We start from the raw sequence: 20145 nt of genomic DNA on the forward strand, positions 1-20145 counted from the left end.
TCCCGACCTATCCATTACCATATGATTTCTCACTTAGGTTTTGTTCAGCCGACTTCACCTAGCTTCATACAATTTGTAACTACTATCACGCCTTGCATGTAGGAGTATCAGATAAGTAGTTTCAGCTCAACCTGACGGCTTTCATTCCTACTTTCAGTCAAACAGTTGTTGTTATCAAATTGATAACCCTCCTATTTCGTGTTTGCACACTTATGAGGAAACGTGTCGCACAAATAACGCTTTTGTTTAATCGTTAATATCTTTATAAATTAATTGTTTACCTCTTGTCCCACTTTATCTATGTGCTACTCATTCTATTTCTTGTATACTAAAAGGTAACTAAGCAAGAAGGGACTGAATTATGCGCAGATATCAATATTTTTAATCTACCCATCACAACGACATAATGGAGGTAAAGGTATTGATTACAGAACTACACACACAAAGATTGCATTTAAGACAAATAAAAGAATCTGATTCATTAAGCTTGTTTAAAATATGGTCTGATCCTGATGTTACTAAATTCATGAATATAAGTAATTTCACTGATGAAAATCAAGCAAAAGATATGATTCATTTTCTCAATGAACTCGCTCAAAGTAATAAAGCTCTACGTTTTACTATTATTGAAAAAGAATCTAATCAAATTATCGGCTCATGCGGTTATAATTCCTTAGATTTCGAGAACTCAAAGACCGAGATTGGCTATGATATTTCGAAAGCATTTTGGGGCAAAGGATATGCCCCTGAAGCGATTTCCGCTTTATTAAATTATGCTTTTACACATCTGAAACTATGTCGTGTCGAAGCAAAAGTTGAACCTGAAAATGTGAACTCCATAAAAGTGTTACAAAAATTACAATTCGCTTTTGAAGGGACTCTAAGAAAAAGTGAAAAATCAAATGGGAAATTTATCGATTTAAATATCTATTCAAAATTAATAACTGATTGATTTTAGTCTCTCTGCCTATACTCTATTGAAGTATAGGCTCCTTTTATTTCTTAATAAAACTCAAATTTGGACATATTTCACTCCAGTTGATCCAAACCCACCTCTTCCTCTTTCACTCTCCGATAACTCGTCCCCCTCTTCAAAATGAGCTGCTATAACGCCTTGCGCAATACGGTCCCCTTTTAGAATTTCATATTTTGTACTTTCATATGGTTCTGGATCATACTCTGAAAACCTAAAATTAAAAGATGAATATGATCCAATTTTCAAGAGCTTAGTAGGTGAATATGATACAGTCTATGAGGAATTTACAGTAGCTCAAAAATATTTAACAAAAGAAGAATTTAAGCTGTTTGTACAGTTGAAACAAGAGGAACTTTCTATGGCGAAAAAAGCAGTGATTCAAGAAGGAGATAAAAAACGTTACGATTACTACAACCTTTGGAGTACGGAGGATAAGAAAAGAGTAGATGAGCTTGTTAATGAAACAAATTCTCTTTATAAGAAAATTTATAAACATTTTACATTTACCATAGAAGAAGTGCAAAAATTAGTTGATTTTCCGATAAAAAAAACCAAATTATATTCCAGAATATACCATCCAATGAAAGAACAGGTTGACTCAAACATTACAATAGGAAAACCAAAACCTGTAGTTAGAACTGAATATGAAGATGGGGCCGCTGGTCAAATCGTCATCGAACAATCAGAAGTCCTAGGAACGAAAGCAGATCCTTAGAATAGAAAAGGTTTCCATATGTTTGAAGAGTATGAACTAGAGTTTGTAAAAGGTATGGAGAGGCTGTGGGGGAACCAAGTGATCTTTGGTAAGTCCAGTGATAGTAATGTAAAAGGAATGAAGATGATTGTTTCGATAAAAGATGGGAAAAGCGCGTATCAAATTGTAATCTTCAGCAGTATTTTAAACAAAACTGAATTAGAAAAAATTATGCTCTCCATGCTGAATTAAAAAACAGAGTTCTTAAGATGCTTATCTTAAGAACTCTCTGTTTTTTTTGAGAAGGGCTTCTATCTTGAACTGAAGAAACTTAGGGTTTCTAAAATAACTAAGATCTAATTAACCATAGAGATATAAAATTTTCACTTTGGGGGTATTTGCTTTTCTTAGCTTGATGGTGATGTAGTGCTACCCCATGCCCATCAACCTAAGATTTTGAATTATCCCCAAAACGAAAATTTCATCCTTTCATAGTTGTCCATAGAAGTTCAGTTCATTTTTTTCGTTTTGGGGAAGAATGTATTTCTTAACTTGATAGCGCTGTGGCGATACCCCTAAGAGACCTAAAAAACCCTCTGTAAAGAAGGTTTTCCCAAAGATTAAGCATAGCGCTACTCTTTTTGGAAAACCCTAATCGATAAATTCGTGTTATTATTCTTGATATTGCTGTTGAACCGCCTCCGGTAGTTCCTCAAAGATTAGTCTTTTAAAAATGTTAATAATGCTTCATTAAATTCTTTTGCATGAGTTGCGTTTAATCCATGAGGACCACCCTGTATTAGAGCGAGTTTACTACCAGGAATGGAATCATATGTGCGTTTTCCACTTAACTCAAAAGGTACAGTTGCATCCGAGTCACCGTGAATAATAAGAGTAGGTATATTGAACTTTTCCAAGTCATTTCTAAAATCTGTCTTACTAAAGGCAGTAATACAATCGAGCGTTCCTTTAGGTGATGCACTAGCTGCAATATCCCGATTATATAAACGAAATGGCTCACTAACTAAATCTGTTCGATTACCAGCCGCGAAAAATCCCTTAGTAAATTCATCAAGAAATGCAAGGCGGTCATTTATCACGCCACTTTTGAATTCTTCAATTGCTGCATCATCTAATGCCCCTTCAGGATGATCCTCTGATTTGTATAAATAAGGAGGAACTGCTCCAGCAAAAACAGCCTTTTCAATACGATCTGTTCCATACGTACTAATATATCGAGCTACCTCACCTCCACCCATAGAAAAACCAACAAGTGTGACATTCTGAAGATCTAAATGTTCTAATAGTTGATGTAAATCAGAAGTAAAGGTATCATATTCATATCCTTCCCACGGCTGAGATGATTTTCCAAAGCCTCGACGATCATATGTTATGACTCTGTAACCTGCTTCAATAAGAGCTGGTACTTGATATTCCCAAGAGCGCCCACTTAAAGGCCAACCATGTATTAAGACAACGGGTTTCCCTGAACCGTGGTCCTCATAATAGAGTTCAACTGGATCTTGATTTTCATTACCTACAGTAACTTTTGCCATATAAATTTCCTCCCCATGAATTTTAATTATTAAACCTATATTCTTGCCTCTCTGATCAAAAAAACTCTTTACTCTAAAACATTTAAAATATTTTATTTTCACTCCTATTTTTATTTCTGGTTAGACATTTAACCTAAAAAAAGCATCGCCAAATTGTCGCTAATTGTATATACGACTTAAAGGGTGTTATTTCCTTTTTCTGAAGTTTATTATTTTCTATTAATATTGGAGCTCTAATTTTATTAAAAACATAATCATGAAAATTATTGACAATATCCATTATTAAGTTGGTTATTAGCCTTTCGAAAAACATTAAGATAATAAAGGGGGATCGCCCAGCATTTTAGATATCAAAATGAGTATTAATGGTATATGCTTTCCGATTGTTTATTTGAAATAGGTCAGAAGGAGAAAAAAGCTATAGTTGAGGCGGATTATTGTGCTTTTTACCAGGGAGCCATTTTGAATTAGGTATTGCTATTGGAAGTAGCAAAAAGAATCACCTTTATTCAATCAGAGAAGTAGATAAATTGGCAACAAAACTACTTTTTGCCAATTAACTGAAATTGAAAAATGCTTTTAAGTTTACAGGCGCTTTTACCATTAGTGCTAATATGTGATTACCTACTATGGTTTTTGAATTTTCCTAAGTAAACATAGAAGCTGTTTTTTTTCCTTGTAAGTCAAGTTGGAAAATTGTGATGCTTGAAATTGTTCTTGTTTCCAAATAACTTCATAAAAAAACTCTTTTCCTTCCTCAGTCAATGAAAGATATTTTGTTTTCCAGTCCTGTTCCCGATTTATCAATCCCAACTCTTCCATTTTACTTAACAGTTGAGTAATATTGCCTTTCGTAACAAAAAGCCTGTTTGCTAGTTCTTGTTGTGACAATCGTTCATGAGCACCCACTTGAACTAAAATATCGAATTGTGCTGCAGTTAGATTCCATTTTTTTAAATGTTGATTGGATTCTCGATTACCTTGGTTATATACTCGTGTTATTCCGAACCATAACAATAAGCTTAGTTGTTCCTCTTTTTTAGTTGAAGAGCGATCCGTTATGTTTTCCTTCATGATTATCACCTCATTCTTATTTTGTTACAATCAATTTATGGACAAACAGATTTAATGCCAAATGTAAAAGTTACCAATATATACATGTAAACCAGTATTATAGTTTGATGCTTTTATTTATGTAGTTGTTAATTTAGCATAGATGATAAAAAATAAGGTTAATTGTCCTATTATCACAATATTTGGTACTACTACAATCAAATTAAAAACAAAAAAGATTGCTAAAATCCCTAAAAACAAGCATAAATGATAAATTTTTAAACGGTGTTGTTCAAACCTGTATTGATGAAAAACAATTGTAGTTGATAGGAAATAGAGCAATGCAGAACCAAAAACAAAATATAAGATAAAAGAATAATAGACCTCATGTAAAAATAATAATCTGATGGATCCTGCAACCATACTCAAAGACATTAAAATAAACAGATGACCGTAAATAATAATTTGACCAGAAGTTTGTATAGACTTGTCAAGTTTCTTTTCCATGTTATCGAAATATTGCCACCACATCGAAATAATGAGTATAAATGAAATGATTGCAAAGCTTATTGAATCCCAATTTCCTTGTTTAGGTTGGATGACCACAAGAGTGCTTATAAGAGCTTCCCCAAAGAGAATAATAGAAAATAGACCAAATCTCTCTAACAAGTGGGCTGTATTTGTAGGAACCTTTTCTAAACACTTTCTTCCAAGCAGTGGAACAATAATATCGATAAGAATTCCCAAATACAACGCAGCATATCGAATCCAAGAATCAAAAAAGATGGATAATAATGAAATAACGATTCCAATCCAAAAATATCTTCCTAAAAAAAGTGCCACCTTTTTTCGAGCTCCCTCTTCTATACGCTGGACAACAAGATATTGGATTGCAGTCACGGCCCTTAAGCCAATATAGCCAATTAAAAATGAGAGATAATAAGGATCAAAATCAGCTGATAAGCTTGATGTCATTATTAGGACAAAAAACATTTGCAGGATCAAAAATATTCGTTGATGAAATAAATCTTTTCCAAACCGGTTAACAAATATGGTTTGCCCTACCCAAGCCCACCAGATCGGAATAAAAATTAAGACAAACTTTACTAAATACTCTGCATGGATTTGACCATCTTCAACATGAAGTAAAACATGAGTCGCAGCTGTCACCGCGGCCACAAATAACAAATCATAAAAGAGTTCTAACCACGTCACTTTCTTTTCTTCCATTTCTGCACTCCCTCCTTATAGTTAATAGTATGCTAAAAATATATAGTAATTGGAAGAGAAAATAATATAGACAAAGACCATTTGTCATAGCTTGTAACACTCGAGCCAATAATAAGAAAACTAATGAGAAATCCTTACATCCTAGGCCTTTTGTAGTAAATACTTCATTAAATTGAATAGTTTGAAAATTATACATAAAACTACTTCTACTAGTTTGGTATACCATGGTATAATTGGTTGATTTTATAAAAAAGGAGGAAATATATGACTAAGACCATAGGCCTTATTTGTGGTAGTTTACGAAAAAACTCTTATAATCGAATCATTGCTCAATCATTAACAGGGATGGATGATTCCCATCAATTTCATTGGATCGAGATAAATGATCTACCTTTGTTTAATGAAGACTTAGAAATAAGTGTTCCAGAAACAGTGACATCATTTAAATCTGCTATCCAGGACGTTGACGGTATCATTATTGTAAGTCCAGAGTACAATAATGGAATTCCAGGCGTATTAAAGAATGCATTGGACTGGGCATCAAGACCTCGGGAATCTGCTGTTCTTAGCAGAAAACCGGTTGGTTTAATTGGTGCAACTCCTGGGGGATTAGGTACTGCTTATGCTCAAATGCAAATTAGAGAAATACTAGAAGCCATGCAAGCCCATGTTCTTCCATTTCAAAAAGTTCTGATTTCCCAAGTACATGAAAAGATTGATTCCGATCAGAAAGTTCTTACTGACGAACAAACAAAACGTTATCTTCAGCGTTATTTACAACAATTTATAAATTGGATAGATAAAACTCCTATTTTAGATTAATAAAAGAAGATCAAGAATTTTTAAAAATGAGCCTTGCATCCTTTTTCTGATTTTTAAGAAAATTATTGACGTGTCATAAGTTTATAGATAAATTAATATTAACGATCAGTTTAGTCATAAATTGATTGTAACAAACGAAGAAATTTATGATAATATTCCACTGTTTAAACTTTCTTCGATTACTTAATTTTTAGGAGGAATACATAATGTCTGATCTCTATTCTCGTATTAACAAAGATGATGCTGTCGTTCTTTTAGTGGATCATCAAACTGGCCTTATGTCCGGACTAGTACGCGACTATGGTGTTGATGAATTCAAGAACAATGTTTTAGCTCTTGCTCACACTGCTAAGTTTTTTGATTTACCAGTTATTTTAACAACAAGCTTTGAACACGGACCTAACGGACCTTTAATGCAAGAATTGGTTGATCTCTTTCCTCACGCACCAAAAATAGCTCGACCTGGACAAATTAACGCATGGGATAATGATGATTTTGTAAAAGCAATCGAAGAAACTGGAAAAAAACAACTTATCATCGCAGGCGTAGTTACGGATGTTTGCGTTGCTTTCCCAGCACTTTCCGCTATAAAAGCTGGGTATGAAGTATTTGCTGTTACTGATGCTTCAGGAACTTTCAGTAAACAAGTTGCAGATGCTGCCAATACGCGTATGGCACATAGTGGCGTGCAACTTATGAACTGGTTTAGCGTAGCGTGCGAATTACAACGCGATTGGCGCAACGATGTCGAAGGTTTTGGCAATTTACTTGCTAGTAATCTTCCAGGTTATCAAAATATTATTGGAAGCTATATGGGAGCTCAGCGAGATCTTAGTAAACAAAATGCATAAATTTATTCCTAAGAAATAGCTATAAATCACTTTTTTAAAAAGTGGATAGTATAAATTTAGCGCTGATTAAATCAGCGCTCCCTTTTAAATTAAGAAGTATAGCAAAGCTTTTATTTTTACGATTACAGCTTAAATTAACAGAAAATATATTTTTTTCAAAAAAATATATTTGAAACAATTTAAAAAAAGGAGTGTTTTATTATGAGTAATTTAGAATTGTTAACCCCGGAGAACAGTGCATTAATTTTGATCGATTTTCAGCCTCAAATGACTTTTGGGGTTGCAAGCATTGACAGACAAACATTGATTAATAACGTTATGCTGCTTGCTAAATCAGCAAAAGCTTTTAACGTACCTACTATTCTTACTACAGTTGAAACACGCAGCTTTTCTGGTTATTTTTGGCCACAAATTCTTGACATATTCCCAAACCATGAAATTATAGAACGTAGTTCAATGAACTCTTGGGAAGATTCAAAATTTGTTGAGGCAGTTAAAGCAACAGGTAGAAAGAAATTGATATTTGCAGCACTTTGGACTGAAGTTTGCCTTGCATTCCCTGTGCTTGAAGCAATTAAAGCTGGCTATGAAGTTTATGCAGTTGATGATGCTTCAGGTGGTACTAGTTTGACAGCACATAACGCTGCTATGCGTCGTGTAGAACAAGCTGGAGCAATTCCAGTGACAGCAATTCAAGTTTTACTTGAATACCAACGTGACTGGGCACGCAAAGACACTTATGATGCTGTAATGGAAATTGTAAAAGAACATACTGGCGCTTATGGTCAAGGCGTAGAATACGCATATACTATGGTACATGGCGCGCTTCCAAGCAGGAAAATATGAAACAAGAAAGAGTAGCTGTCGGAGAAACTCATACAGGGAACACGATTGATGCTGGCGGTCCAGTAACAACGATTGTTACATGGGATATTCAAGAAGGTAGAGAAAAACAGTTTGAAACATGGAGACATGAAATCGAAGCTGCCGCTACTAAATTCCCAGGGCATTTAGGCGTAAATCTAATAGTCCCCAATAACGGATCCAGAGAGTATACTGTTATTTTTCGCTTTGATACGTATGAGCATCTACGTGCTTGGCAAGAATCAGATGTTCGTCGAGATTTGTTAAAAAAGGCAGAACAATTTCAAGCTACTAATCCAACTTACAAAACTGAAAGCAGTTTGGCTTATTGGTTTGTTACTCCGAAAACGCCAGTTCCACCGCCAAAATGGAAAATGTCTATTGTTACCGTTCTTGGTGTATGGCCTCTTAGCATGTTGGTTCCTAAAGTGATAGGACCTATTATAAAAAATATGAATCCTATTATGTCAGCTTTTTTTGTTTCTGTATGTATAGTGTCCTTGCTATCATGGGTAGTCATGCCGATTTTCGGTAAAATATTTCATCCATGGTTACAAAATAATAGGAAGTAGACGAGGTGTGAACATGAATTTACCGGATATGATCTTATATAACGGAAAAATTACTACCCTTGACCCATCTCAACCTGAGGTATCTGCTATCGCCATAACTGATGGTTTAGTCACTGCAGTAGGTGGAGATGAGCTTCTTGATAGTGCCACAGAAAAAACAAAAAAAATAGACCTTAAAAGAAAGAGAGCTATTCCAGGCCTGAATGACTCTCATATACACGTTATTCGTGGAGGTCTTCATTATAATATGGAATTACGCTGGGAAGGTGTGCCATCACTTGCTATTGCTTTGGAAATGCTTAAAGAGCAGGCAAGGCGTACACCTGCTCCTCAGTGGGTAAGAGTAGTTGGAGGTTGGTCTGAATTTCAATTTAAAGAGAGACGGATGCCAACTTTGGAAGAGATTAATGCCGTTTCTGAAGACACGCCTGTCTTTGTGCTACATCTTTACGATAGAGCACTTGTAAATCGTGCAGGGCTGCGTGCACTGGGATACACAAAAGATACCCCAGACCCTCCAGGCTGTTTAATTGAGCGGGATAAACGAGGTAATCCAACGGGTCTTTTAATTGCTAATCCTAACGCTTCTATTCTTTATTCAAGTTTGGGGAGAGCTCCAGTACTTAATTTTGACGACCAGATTAACTCAACTCGCCATTTTATGCGCGAATTAAATAGATTAGGTATCACAAGTGCCATTGATGCAGGTGGTGGATTCCAAAATTATCCTGATGATTACAAAGTTGTTGAACATTTAGCCGAGAAGGATCAATTAACTTTGCGTATTGCGTATAATCTATTTACGCAAAATCCAAATCATGAATATGAAGACTTTGCTTCATGGGCAAAAATTGTTTCTCCGGGTCAAGGAAATGATAAGTATAAAATGAATGGTGCCGGAGAAATGTTAGTATTCTCGGCAGCCGATTTTGAAAAATTTCAAATACCGCGGCCCGAACTAGCTACGGTGATGGAAGCTGACTTAAAGAAAGTAATTTCTCTATTGGTGGAAAACCGTTGGCCATTCCGTTTACATGCAACTTATGACGAGTCAATAACACGTTTCTTAAATGTTTTTGAGGAAGTCAACAGAGAAATTCCTTTTAATGGTCTACGCTGGTGGTTTGATCATGCAGAAACAATCTCAGATCGTAGTATGGAACGTGTTAAGGCTTTAAATGGCGGTATTGCCATCCAAGACCGCATGGCTTTCCAAGGTGAATACTTTGTTGATTTATACGGAAAGGAAGCTGCAAAGCGTACTCCTCCGATTTATCGTATGCTAGACCTGGGTATACCTGTTGGCGCCGGTAGTGATGCAACCAGGGTTTCCAGCTATAACCCTTGGGTTGCTCTTTACTGGATGGTTGCCGGAAAAACCATTGGTGGTCTTTCGATATACGATGAAAAGAATAAACTTGACAGAAAAGTAGCTCTGGAACTATATTCCAAAGGAAGTGCGTGGTTCTCTGGTGATGAAGGTAAAAAGGGAACCCTTGCAGTAGGTCAGTTTGCTGATATTGCTGTATTGTCTTCTGACTACTTTACTGTGCCAGAAGAAGAAATCAAAGACCTTGAATCATTACTCACCATTATGGGTGGGCAGGTTGTTTATGGAAATGATGAATTTAAAAATTTATCACCTGAATTGCCGCCAGCATCACCTGATTGGGCACCGACGGGAGTTTATGGTTATGGTGGCGCTAACCTAGCCCACAATATACTTTCTCACGATGCCCATGATCACAAGTTACATAGTTGCAGTAACCCTCTCCATCAACACACTCATACCGTAATAGGAAAAGATGGAACTAAATGGGGTATTGGTTGTACTTGCTTTGCTTTCTAAGTCAGAACCACCGGTCTAATGCCGGTGGTTTTCTTTCTACAATAAGGGTTTGGGACCGAGGACGGACCCAAATAGTAATGGTATTAAGATCATAATGGTAATATGGGTTCTGGTGCAAATAATATGTAGATTCGAAATATCAGTGTATTCCTAACGGAATCTATTACTATGCGGTAAGACCGAAAAGTTGATTGATTAACTTGATTTGTTTTTTGACAGACTTCTCTCCTTGCAAAGTCTGTCAAAAAACAAATCAAACTTTCCATCAAATGAAAGAATACGCTATTCTTTTTGTAGAATCATAGGAAAGGATGGTGTTTTTGATATGAACTTATCAATTTTTGATGAACTAGAATTGTTTTCTAAAGAGTTGCAACGATATATGTCACCTGATGCTTTAGAGCAATTAGCTAGAAATGTAGGATTTGTTAAACGAAAAATACACGTATATATCAGAAGAATAAAGAACCTGAATACTTTCAAAATGGAACAATAAAAAAGCATTCTGAGTACATCCAATTAGATATGGCGCAATTTATTGACCAATTACAGTCAGGTGAAACATATGAAATTCCTGAGATTTATATCATAAAAGATTATTTCCTACTTATTTATCAATCTTTACAAAAAGAAACCCAAGAATTAACAAAGATATTGTTTCGTCTATTCAATCTCTTACAAAAAAACGGACGAAAATCCCATAGGTATGAGAAAAAAACAGTCTTTGATATCTTAGGCGTCGTATATAACTTTTCTATGTCTTACAATCATGTAGCGTAATCCAAAAAATTGAAACCCGATAGGGTTTATTTGGTATGCAAATCTTTAAAAAACTTATACTAGATCTTTAGAAAAAAGAAGAAATCTCACGTGAAATTAAACTTATATAATCTTAGGTTGATGGGCATGGGGTAGCACCAACATTTCGGGAATTTTGTACACTAAGCATATTTTTACCATAAAAAAGTCGGATTCTTGTACGCTAAGGAACCGACTTTCTTATATTGTTTTATTGAACTAAAATTTCAAATTTTACTCTTTTTACTTCGCTCGTTAATGCCTATAACTGACAATAGTAACGTAATCTTTTCCCCAAAACTATTTCCGTTATCTTATTTTCTAAATACAAGTTGAATGACATGTGCTAAACCAGTGTGCGCATTCCCTTCTACTCGCTCTTGTTCTCCATAGAAGAAGTGAATGACCTCATGCCCTTCACACCAAGTAAGGATATCAATTGGTTCATAAAGCATATCAATCTCTTTTGGCCCGCCCGTACCGTAATTCAGTTGATTTTTAGAGTAGACTTCAATCACAATAATCCCGCCAGGCTTTATTGTATTTTTTATTTTATCAAATACCATTTTTTGATGATCGGTATGAAAATGTCCAAATATCATTATTGCAGCATCATATTTTTCGGCTGGTACACTATCTACCAGTAAATCTACCTTTTTTGTATGCACGTCAACGTTATACTTTTGAGCTAACCTTTTTGTTTTTTGTAAACCACTCTCCGCATAGTCAATTGCCATAACTTCATGTCCTCTCTTTGCTAAAAAAACGGCATTTCTACCTTCTCCTTCTGCAAATGCTATCACTTTTTGAGATTTCTCTAAGCGGAATGCTTGTTGTTGAATAAACATATTAGGTTCTTCTCCATACCAATATCCCTCCGAATTAAATCGCTCATTCCATATATTTTGCATGTTATTAGCCTCCCATTATTAAGTTATCATTATACCGATTTATAGTGTTAAGCATATTACAACAAAATAGGTATCTCTCCCTTCCATCAGAGATATTAAAGAGTTTCATTATCTTTAATTATCTTAAAAAATAACAGCGGATCAAAAATCCGCAGTTATTCTCTTAGCAAGATCTGATATTTTTTGATTTCTTAGCTCTTCTTCCATTTTTTTCTCTGCTAAAAGCATTACTTCATTTATCAAACATCCCGGTTCATGGTGTAAACAGCATTCAAACAGTGATGTTTTACCTTCAATTGCATGTATAATATCTAAAAATGAGATATCTTCCCATTTATTACTCAGTGAATATCCTCCATTTGGGCCTGAAGATGAATGAATCATTCCTTCCTTCGTCAACTTAGTTAATATTTTGGATAAATACGTAGGTGAAACTTTTTGCATCTCTGCTAATTGGTGAACGCTAACAAGTTTATTTGGTGTAGCTTTTGCAAGAAAAAGCATTGTGTGAAGGGCATAATTTGTAGCTTTAGAATACTTCATAATGTGTGACCCCCCTATTAAAGACTTTATATATCTACAATAACTGTATTTTTTTGCTATGTCAAACATTTGTTTTTCAACAACTCTCCACAAACCCTTTAAAAGAAGTTTCTAGTTCAACTTAAGCAACAATTAATTCTAAGGAATTGTACAAAAATTTTTTTGAATGTGAAATCCAACTAACTCCCTAATATCAAAAAGTCTGAAGAGATTTTTCCATTTACATCATTCTTATTATAGTCCATAGTAAGTCTCAAAGCTGCTTTAAAAATTTATATTTACGAGCTTGAAAGCTAAGTGGCGGTACACCAATTATAGATAAATAGTTTTCAGATTCATGCATTTAAGTCTGTTATAGCAGGAATATTAATTTCCTTTACACATGAAACAGGCGATAAATTCATAACGCATTGGACAATGGCTACAATGTCTTGTACAGGGATACGTGTCCCTCCATACAACATAATTGCCTTTTCTGCACCTTCTTCATAAGGTACTTCAGCAGCAAGCTCTCCTGGATTAATACACGTTACAGAGATTTTATCTTTTCTTACATGCTCACGCAAAGCATTTGTAATACCACGTAAGCCAAATTTAGATGTGACAAACGAAACTTGTGCATTATTCGTATGATCTAAACCTGCTGTTGAACCAATTAAAATAATCTTTCCGTTTTTCGCCTGTCTTAAATTAGGTAAAAGCGCCTGTATATAAGTAATTGTGGACGTTAAATTAATATTGATTAAGTTCGAAATATCTTCAACTTCATCCTTATCAAACGTATAGTCATCTTCGAAGCCACGCTTTTCCCACACTCCGACATTGTAAATTAATACATCAATAGCAATATCTTTTAACGTTTCTTTTAAAGAAGGAATTTGTTGTTGACTAGATAAATCAATAGTGAGCCATTTACGATTTACACCATCATTTATATCTAAACTACTCGGTCGTGTGCGTGACACCACCCATACTGTATCTCCCTTGGCGGGCAAGCCTTTTACAAATGCATCGCCTAACCCTTGGCTTGCTCCAAATATAATAAAATTCTTACTCATCCAATCACCCCTTCTCAACAACTAAAGTAATTTACCTCGCTATTTATGGGCAGTAAGATTCCCACCTCAAAATTCAGTGAAAGCACAGAAGTTAAGTGGGGGATGCCCCCACTGATTAAAGTTTCACTTTATTGAAATGTTAGTTTAAAACAAAGTTTGATTATTATAGATTACGAATAATGAAAAATAGCAAACAGAGCGTACCATCAAATTTGAAAAATAATAATTAATCATCTGGATTAAAGCGGTTTATTAGATAAGAAATCCCGATTCATCTCTTTTTAACCGACATTTCCCTCCTTATGCAGGGGAATGTAACTACTTGTATCTCATTTCAAAAGTCTCTTTCTTTCCATCCCATTCAATTGTAATCAAAAACACTTCTTCCTTATCCTGTACTGCACAACCTGAACATGATGATTTCAATAGAATTATGCCTCTATCAATAAATCCTGTTCCTTCTTGTTTGCCACTACTATTCTCAACTTTCCATTTTGCTTCATTGATGTTTTCCCTTTCTTTTCCTTTATAAGTAATTGAACCTTCTCCAAATTCGCTATCATCTGTTTGTGAGATAACATATTTTCCTTTCCAATGCTTACTTTCTCCAGCATATGAATATGTGCGATCACACCCACTTAACGCCAAAAAACATATCATTATACTAAACAGCATTATGATTTTCTTCATACCTTCCACCTTTTTTAGATTTTATTAGGATATTATATCTCCATAAATCAATATGAAAAAAGGTGTAATTATATTATTTTTATTTCTACAAAATGAGTACATTATAAAAATTCAGGGAATGTTTTACAACTTTTCTCTTGTTCCATATCATGCCCAAAGAAAACGATTGGTTTTTCATCCAAAACAATTTCTTTTAATCGTTTGATAGACCTTGTGGCCATTTCTGAATCAAATCCTGCAAATGGAACACCCTGCTCAAAGTTTTCCTGTGTGTAAGATGCATCAATTGTTAGCAAAATCGAACCTGACTTTTCCGTTTTAACGAATACTGATTGATGCCCTGGGGAATGTCCCGGCGTATAGAGCAACTGAACACCTGGCATTACTTCATAATCTCCCTCAATTATTTGATAGTTCAACCCTGGTAATATGCATTCCGTTAAATACTCTTCTCTATGTAAAGCAGCATCATGTTCAGTTCGTTGCACAATAATAGGTGTATGGGCAAAGCTTCCATTCCCTCCAGCATGGTCAAAATGCAAATGAGAGCTAATAACACAAAGAAGATTTTCTGGCGCATAACCTATTCGTTTTAAAATATTTACAATTCTATCATCCGGCTTCATTTTAGGAAGAATTTGCCCTTCAACAAACGTTCCCTTAAAAAGATCTTCATTATCTACTGCGCTTTCTGGCATCCCTGTATCTATTAAAATTGGACCTTCTGTCGTTTCCAGCAGATAGCACCATACCGGTAAATTCAAAAGTTTACCAGGAGTAAGCGTACTATTAACAGAAGAATGGTCCAACATACAGCGGCCAGCTGGTAAAAAGTAAAGTTTTTTAACGGTCATTCTATATCCACCTTCTCATATCAGTTTGGATGAAACAATACAGTAATACTTCCGCTAATAACAAACTTTCTCCTTCTATCTCTTTTTTCACTATAAACTTTTCTTTACATGTTCACTTATCCATCTCCGCATCATCTGTAATTCCTCATTTGAAGCAGTTCCTTCCCCATATCTCACTTTCTCATAAATTGGAATAATATTATCGTTTTTACGAATACGAGAAAACCATTGTTGAACCGTCTCTTGTAATCTTCTCTTTTCAAACTTCGGTAATGTCATTTCCCATTTGATTAGCATTGCTCTTACCTCTTCTGCTGGAAGTATGAAACTGTCTTGCTCTTCTTGTTCTGCATTCCCCTCAACTTTTCGTATTTTTTTTTGTTTCAAATCGATATTATGAACCATCTGCTTCTTATTCCGCATACGGTGAAAGATGAAAAACACGAATAAAATTACTAAAACAAAAATGCCAATTTGTATAAATATATTTCCATTGTTAACTCCTAAAAACTCTTCGCCACCATTTGGCACCTTTCTATCTCGAGGGGTTCTTTTGAAATCCCCTTTCTGATAATATCCATCTTTCTTAAAATCTAGCGAATCTTCAATTTCATATAATACTTCTGAATCCCTCTCTGGTGGAATTACCTTTTCTCCTCCTATAAATTTTCCTTTTTTCGGTGTTTGTGGTCCATCCTCTCCTACCTTTGATTGAGAAGAATCTATTACCTTTTCCTTTACGAAAAAAGCGCCCTTCATTATTCCAATTGCTAATATAAAGCAAAGACCAATAGCCAAGAAACAAAATATAACACGCGATCCCCATTTCAATTTTTCCATAGTCCCCTTCCTTTACTTCACAATTTGCACCCAGCCTTTTTGTTTTTCAGGTGGGTATCCAATAATTAATGGAATACATCCTGCTTCTTGTCTTCGGAATCCTGTTTGATAGAAGAAATGAGTATTAAGCGGTGTATCCTTTTCGGTTAACGAGGACAAAAGATCCATTGCTTTATAAAGTTGTTTTCGGTGCTTTCCGCCATTTAAGTGAATAACGCCTTGTTCCCGTACTCCATTTATCCATAATTCGAACGAGCAATCTTGTGAAATTAATTCCCGACATACACCAGCAGCAACTTGAATTAAATATTCCATATCCGTACGAAGCGTATATCCTGTTTTACCTAATAAATTTACATACAACGCATACCGATCGCCTTGTGTATATTCATACTTTTTCGCACTTATTACCCCAGTTTTCGCAGTAGCTCCCCAATGAATAGAACGAAAAGATTCCCCTTCATACTCTTTCACACCTACTATTTTCGTTTCATCATATAACGGAGAAACAGCCGCCCTTCGAAACCCATGTTTCCATGTTGTCATTTCCGGTAGCGTTACTTTAGACATTTGCGGAAGAATATGAAATTCAGGGAGTTTCTTTTGTTCAATAGGCAAGTAATAAGTTAAAAGGCCGAATGGATCTGATATCATCAGATCCGCCGCTTGCCACCCTTGCCTTCCTCTTTCATGTGCATTCCCTTCTAACGTAATTGTTATCATATCTCTTCCTTCTAATTGGAGAGGGATTTGATAAGAGTGATGCGAACGCTGCATCTTCTGATTCGTTTCCCACTCTATTTGTTCATCAGAACGAAACTGAAGAGCTGCTTTAAAAATTGGAAAACGTGCTTCATTTATAATTTGCACCACACACTCTCCTCTTTCGTTCATAAATAGTCTCTTTTGATTTTGATAAATCTCCCATCTCACTTTTATGATTGCTTTCATATACGTGTATATAAATCCAACTAGCAACAAATAAAACAAAAAAATCGCCGCAATGAAAAATTGATTTGTAAATACGACAAGTATAAGACAAATAACGCCAATTCCGCCTATAAAGAGAGGCTCCAACAACGGATGTTTCCTTTTTATGATTTCGTTCATACACTTTCCACTGGAACTGCAATTTTTTCTAAAATCCCTTGCAGTACATCTACTTTTGTTGTTTTCATATCCCCTTCAATTGTTAATGTTAATCTGTGTGCACAAACCGGAGATGCCAAAGCTTTCAAATCATCAGGAGTTACATATTCCCGCCCCTTTAATAAAGCCCTTGCTTGAACTACCCTCATAAAAGCTAAAGACCCCCGTGGACTCACCCCTATTTCTACTAGATCATGCTTTCGCGTCGCTTCTACAATATCAAGCAAATATTCTTCCACCTCATCATGTATATGAATCTTTTTCGATTGCTCTTGTAACTCCAATATGTCAGAGAGAGTTACGACACTTTGTAAATCGTTAAATGGATTGTTCTCTTTAAATCGTTTTAACATTTCTTTTTCATATGTACGATTTGGGTACCCTTGGCGAATCGTTAATAGAAAACGATCTAATTGCGCATCTGGAAGCGTAAATGTCCCTGCCGACTCTAACGGATTCTGCGTCGCCAATACAATAAATGGGCTTGGTAATACATGTGTTACCCCTGCAATTGTTACTGTCCGTTCCTCCATTACCTCCAACAACGCTGATTGCGTCCGTGGAACAGCCCTGTTAATTTCATCTACTAACACTAGATTTGCAAAAATAGGACCCTTTCTTGTTTTAAAATCACTTTCTTTCATATCAAAATATTCTAATCCTACTACATCACCAGGCAATGTATCAGAAGTAAACTGTATACGCTGAAAAGCTCCATCAATACTTTTCGCAAGTGTTTTTGCAAGCGTTGTTTTTCCTGTTCCTGGCACGTCTTCTAATAGGACATGTCCATTTGCAACTAGCGCAATCATCGCTAAATCAATTACCTCTTCCTTTCCTACAATGACTTTTGAAACATTTTCTTTAATTTTCTCTAATATAGACATACAGCGCATTCACCTTTCTTATTTTTAGATTTTTCTGACTTTTTTATAACATTTTAGCACACCAGTTATTTTCTATAAACTGGAAAATAAAAGATTTAAACCTTTCAATTCTAATTATCCTCTTTTTTACAAATAATCAATAAAGTGTAATTATCAACTTGTACGGTCAAACATCCAGAAACAAGAACGGTATAAACCTTCGCAAAATAGAAATACTACCAGTATGTAGTAACTATTAATTTAATGAGGAGAGATACATATGTCTACTAATAAGCCAAATAGTTCAAAAAAAGAATTAGCACCAAAAAAAATTCAACACACGAATGAGCTGAACGCCACGGAAGATGTAAACATGCAGGATGGCGATGGTATTTCAATTTACTGGGGCGATGAATGGAATATAGAAGAAGGCGAAAAGAAACAAAAAAAATAAGAATAAACCTTAGGGGTATTATATAAAACAAGCCTTGTTTATTTAAAGGTAATTATAAACGTATTGACCTCAGTATTGTACTTCATCCCGGGATGAGCGGTAAAAACAACGGCTAGGACAGAGAACACTTATCTGTAATTTAGCAAAACAAAAAAGGGCTGCAATACCAGCGTTCATAACACTGATATGCATCCCCTAGCAGCATAATACTTACTTCTTTTTGCACTTAAGCCTGATAACTTTAAATTTACGTATGATGGTAAACATATTTTACTTTATAACATTTCGATTCACCTTAAATCCCCAATTTAATACAGCAATATAAAAATAGGTACTAATCTATAGTTCCCCTCTTGAAACATTATTAACTTTGTTATTCCGAAAATCCATTAACAAAAAAAGTGATGGTCTCAATTTCATCTTCAGTTAAACTTCTCTGTAAAGACTTAGACATTTCTTTAACTATTGCCTCTGAGCTTCCTTCATACTTTTTTGTAAGCAATGCTGTAGTTTTTAAGAATTTAAGTTCTAATTGAAACTCTTCTTTAGTTAATGGAGCTTCATGATGGGATAAAACAAAAATTTCTGCATCGTATTTCTCAATTTGTTCAATTAACTGGAGTGTATTCTTTATCGTATAACTCCACTTCTTTGAGTAGAGATTTGCATACATACAATCTCCTAGAAAAAGAACTTTTTCTTCCTGAATATAAATGACAGTAGAATCATCAGCGTGATCTCCACCTACATGTTCAATTACACACGTGACCCCTCCTAGATTCAAAGTCATTTTCTTATCGAATGTAATATCAGGTAATGGGAGGATAATCTCCCTCTGATTTCCTAGCTCTTTCTTTATTGCATCCGCACAAAATGGAATTTCTAGACCCTCTTGAACACGTTGGTCTAAATATTTATCTTCCCACGATAAATTCTGTAACTGTTTAATTTTGTTATAAGTTTTATAATGAGAAATAATTGGCATTTGCATCTCATGCATTCCAAATATATGATCCCAGTCGGAATGTGTAAGTATAAGCCATTCTCCTTTAACATCATATGTATCTAATTGTTCCAAAAATAATCTAGCATGTTTCGAAGAATTTCCAGCATCAATTAATAGTGTCTTTTCTTCCCCTTTAACAGCAGCTAGAATAGGACGATCTGTTTCTTGATACGGTGGTAAGTATAAAACTCGATTAGATATTCTCTTTAGTTTCTGCAATTTTTTGTTCCCCTTACTGATTTTTTATTATGCCTTATTATAGATAAAATAGTTGCATTCTCTATAATGTCTTAATTACGAACAAGCTCTTTACTTAAAGAACAACTATAATTTTACATAAAGAGGTAGATAGAAAGAAAGACTTTTTTGAGAATTTGTTTTATTCCTAGAACGCTGATTATGTGAATGGAAAGCTCCTTCTGTACTTCTGAAGGAACTTTGAAAGGTTTTGTGGTACTTTGATTTTATGTTAGCAAAATATAGTCTTTATTTTGCATATCCTTTATACG

General features: G+C 34.9%; 21 protein-coding genes and 3 pseudogenes. 10 read left to right on the forward strand and 14 right to left on the reverse strand.

Translation table 11 applies throughout. From position 1 onward, the window contains the following. Positions 1 to 421: 421 nt before the first annotated feature. Positions 422 to 952: a GNAT family N-acetyltransferase gene (locus tag J4P91_RS22780; RefSeq protein ID WP_207995931.1), complete on the forward strand. Its 531-nt coding sequence runs from the start codon at positions 422 to 424 to the stop codon at positions 950 to 952. Positions 953 to 1012: 60 nt separating this feature from the next. On the opposite strand, the pseudogene J4P91_RS29070 reads toward J4P91_RS22780, so the two are convergent. Continuing rightward, a pseudogene (locus tag J4P91_RS29070) lies at positions 1013 to 1141 on the reverse strand (dUTP diphosphatase); the annotation flags it as partial. A 193-nt stretch (positions 1142 to 1334) separates the two neighbouring features. Between J4P91_RS29070 and J4P91_RS29075 the strand changes: the two are divergent. Both J4P91_RS29075 and J4P91_RS29080 read left to right on the forward strand, forming a co-directional pair. Further along, positions 1335 to 1691 (forward strand): hypothetical protein, encoded by a 357-nt coding sequence (locus J4P91_RS29075; protein ID WP_243763975.1) that lies wholly within the window; start codon positions 1335 to 1337, stop codon positions 1689 to 1691. Between the two features lie 18 nt (positions 1692 to 1709). Beyond that, positions 1710 to 1922, forward strand: a complete 213-nt coding sequence (locus J4P91_RS29080) for a hypothetical protein (RefSeq protein WP_243763976.1) — start codon at positions 1710 to 1712, stop codon at positions 1920 to 1922. A 467-nt stretch (positions 1923 to 2389) separates the two neighbouring features. On the opposite strand, the gene J4P91_RS22790 is transcribed toward J4P91_RS29080, so the two are convergent. From J4P91_RS22790 to J4P91_RS22800, 3 genes are all read right to left on the reverse strand, one after another. Continuing rightward, on the reverse strand, positions 2390 to 3226 hold the full coding sequence (locus tag J4P91_RS22790) for an alpha/beta fold hydrolase (RefSeq protein ID WP_017151641.1): 837 nt from the start codon (positions 3224 to 3226) through the stop codon (positions 2390 to 2392). A 627-nt stretch (positions 3227 to 3853) separates the two neighbouring features. Then, complete coding sequence (locus J4P91_RS22795) at positions 3854 to 4300, reverse strand: MarR family winged helix-turn-helix transcriptional regulator (protein ID WP_017151640.1); 447 nt, start codon at positions 4298 to 4300, stop codon at positions 3854 to 3856. A 117-nt stretch (positions 4301 to 4417) separates the two neighbouring features. Continuing rightward, positions 4418 to 5509 (reverse strand): low temperature requirement protein A, encoded by a 1092-nt coding sequence (locus J4P91_RS22800; RefSeq protein WP_207995932.1) that lies wholly within the window; start codon positions 5507 to 5509, stop codon positions 4418 to 4420. A gap of 264 nt (positions 5510 to 5773) precedes the next feature. On the opposite strand from J4P91_RS22800, the gene J4P91_RS22805 reads away from it, so the two are divergent. The 5 genes from J4P91_RS22805 (at position 5774) to J4P91_RS22825 (ending at position 10467) form a co-directional block, all read left to right on the forward strand. After that, the gene (locus J4P91_RS22805; protein WP_017151638.1) at positions 5774 to 6331 is read left to right on the forward strand and encodes an NADPH-dependent FMN reductase; all 558 of its coding nucleotides are present in this window, start codon (positions 5774 to 5776) and stop codon (positions 6329 to 6331) included. A gap of 206 nt (positions 6332 to 6537) precedes the next feature. Then, on the forward strand, positions 6538 to 7182 hold the full coding sequence (gene ycaC / locus J4P91_RS22810; RefSeq protein WP_017151637.1) for an isochorismate family cysteine hydrolase YcaC: 645 nt from the start codon (positions 6538 to 6540) through the stop codon (positions 7180 to 7182). Between the two features lie 201 nt (positions 7183 to 7383). Continuing rightward, positions 7384 to 8028, forward strand: a complete 645-nt coding sequence (locus tag J4P91_RS22815) for a hydrolase (RefSeq protein WP_017151636.1) — start codon at positions 7384 to 7386, stop codon at positions 8026 to 8028. After that, positions 8025 to 8618, forward strand: coding sequence for an antibiotic biosynthesis monooxygenase (locus tag J4P91_RS22820; RefSeq protein WP_207995933.1), 594 nt, complete (start codon positions 8025 to 8027; stop codon positions 8616 to 8618). Before J4P91_RS22815 ends, J4P91_RS22820 begins: the two co-directional genes overlap by 4 nt. A gap of 13 nt (positions 8619 to 8631) precedes the next feature. Then, positions 8632 to 10467 carry an amidohydrolase gene (locus tag J4P91_RS22825; RefSeq protein ID WP_207995934.1) on the forward strand — a complete coding sequence of 612 codons (1836 nt, stop codon included), beginning with the start codon at positions 8632 to 8634 and terminating at the stop codon, positions 10465 to 10467. A 166-nt stretch (positions 10468 to 10633) separates the two neighbouring features. Here the strand turns inward: J4P91_RS22825 and J4P91_RS29920 are convergent. Beyond that, positions 10634 to 10708: pseudogene (locus J4P91_RS29920) on the reverse strand (IS6 family transposase); the annotation flags it as partial. 332 nt (positions 10709 to 11040) lie between these two features. On the opposite strand from J4P91_RS29920, the pseudogene J4P91_RS22830 reads away from it, so the two are divergent. Then, positions 11041 to 11247, forward strand: a pseudogene (locus J4P91_RS22830) (IS4 family transposase); the annotation flags it as partial. 332 nt (positions 11248 to 11579) lie between these two features. On the opposite strand, the gene J4P91_RS22835 reads toward J4P91_RS22830, so the two are convergent. The 8 genes from J4P91_RS22835 to J4P91_RS22870 all read right to left on the reverse strand — a co-directional run bounded on the left by J4P91_RS22835 (position 11580) and on the right by J4P91_RS22870 (position 18197). Next, positions 11580 to 12176 (reverse strand): class I SAM-dependent methyltransferase, encoded by a 597-nt coding sequence (locus J4P91_RS22835; RefSeq protein WP_207995935.1) that lies wholly within the window; start codon positions 12174 to 12176, stop codon positions 11580 to 11582. A gap of 141 nt (positions 12177 to 12317) precedes the next feature. Then, positions 12318 to 12719, reverse strand: a complete 402-nt coding sequence (locus J4P91_RS22840) for an Rrf2 family transcriptional regulator (RefSeq protein WP_017151631.1) — start codon at positions 12717 to 12719, stop codon at positions 12318 to 12320. Positions 12720 to 13054: 335 nt separating this feature from the next. Further along, entirely contained in the window at positions 13055 to 13777 is a 723-nt protein-coding gene (locus J4P91_RS22845) for an SDR family NAD(P)-dependent oxidoreductase (protein ID WP_207995936.1), read from the reverse strand. Positions 13778 to 14095: 318 nt separating this feature from the next. Next, on the reverse strand, positions 14096 to 14467 hold the full coding sequence (locus J4P91_RS22850; RefSeq protein ID WP_207995937.1) for a hypothetical protein: 372 nt from the start codon (positions 14465 to 14467) through the stop codon (positions 14096 to 14098). Positions 14468 to 14568: 101 nt separating this feature from the next. Next, a complete protein-coding gene (aiiA, locus tag J4P91_RS22855; RefSeq protein ID WP_207995938.1) occupies positions 14569 to 15321 on the reverse strand; it encodes a quorum-quenching N-acyl homoserine lactonase AiiA in 753 nt (250 codons plus the stop codon). A 90-nt stretch (positions 15322 to 15411) separates the two neighbouring features. Then, positions 15412 to 16161: a hypothetical protein gene (locus J4P91_RS22860; RefSeq protein WP_207995939.1), complete on the reverse strand. Its 750-nt coding sequence runs from the start codon at positions 16159 to 16161 to the stop codon at positions 15412 to 15414. 12 nt (positions 16162 to 16173) lie between these two features. Then, complete coding sequence (locus tag J4P91_RS22865; RefSeq protein WP_207995940.1) at positions 16174 to 17271, reverse strand: DUF58 domain-containing protein; 1098 nt, start codon at positions 17269 to 17271, stop codon at positions 16174 to 16176. Then, positions 17268 to 18197 carry an AAA family ATPase gene (locus J4P91_RS22870; protein ID WP_207995941.1) on the reverse strand — a complete coding sequence of 310 codons (930 nt, stop codon included), beginning with the start codon at positions 18195 to 18197 and terminating at the stop codon, positions 17268 to 17270. The genes J4P91_RS22865 and J4P91_RS22870 overlap by 4 nt, the downstream gene beginning before the upstream one ends. Positions 18198 to 18456: 259 nt before the next feature. Between J4P91_RS22870 and J4P91_RS22875 the strand changes: the two genes are divergently transcribed. Continuing rightward, positions 18457 to 18630, forward strand: a complete 174-nt coding sequence (locus tag J4P91_RS22875) for a hypothetical protein (RefSeq protein WP_207995942.1) — start codon at positions 18457 to 18459, stop codon at positions 18628 to 18630. A 373-nt stretch (positions 18631 to 19003) separates the two neighbouring features. Here the strand turns inward: J4P91_RS22875 and J4P91_RS22880 are convergent, their stop codons facing one another. Beyond that, complete coding sequence (locus J4P91_RS22880) at positions 19004 to 19855, reverse strand: MBL fold metallo-hydrolase (RefSeq protein ID WP_207995943.1); 852 nt, start codon at positions 19853 to 19855, stop codon at positions 19004 to 19006. Positions 19856 to 20145: the final 290 nt, after the last annotated feature.

Source organism: Bacillus sp. XF8, from assembly GCF_017498755.1.
GTDB classification, from domain to species: Bacteria; Bacillota; Bacilli; order Bacillales; family Bacillaceae_G; genus Bacillus_A; species Bacillus_A bingmayongensis.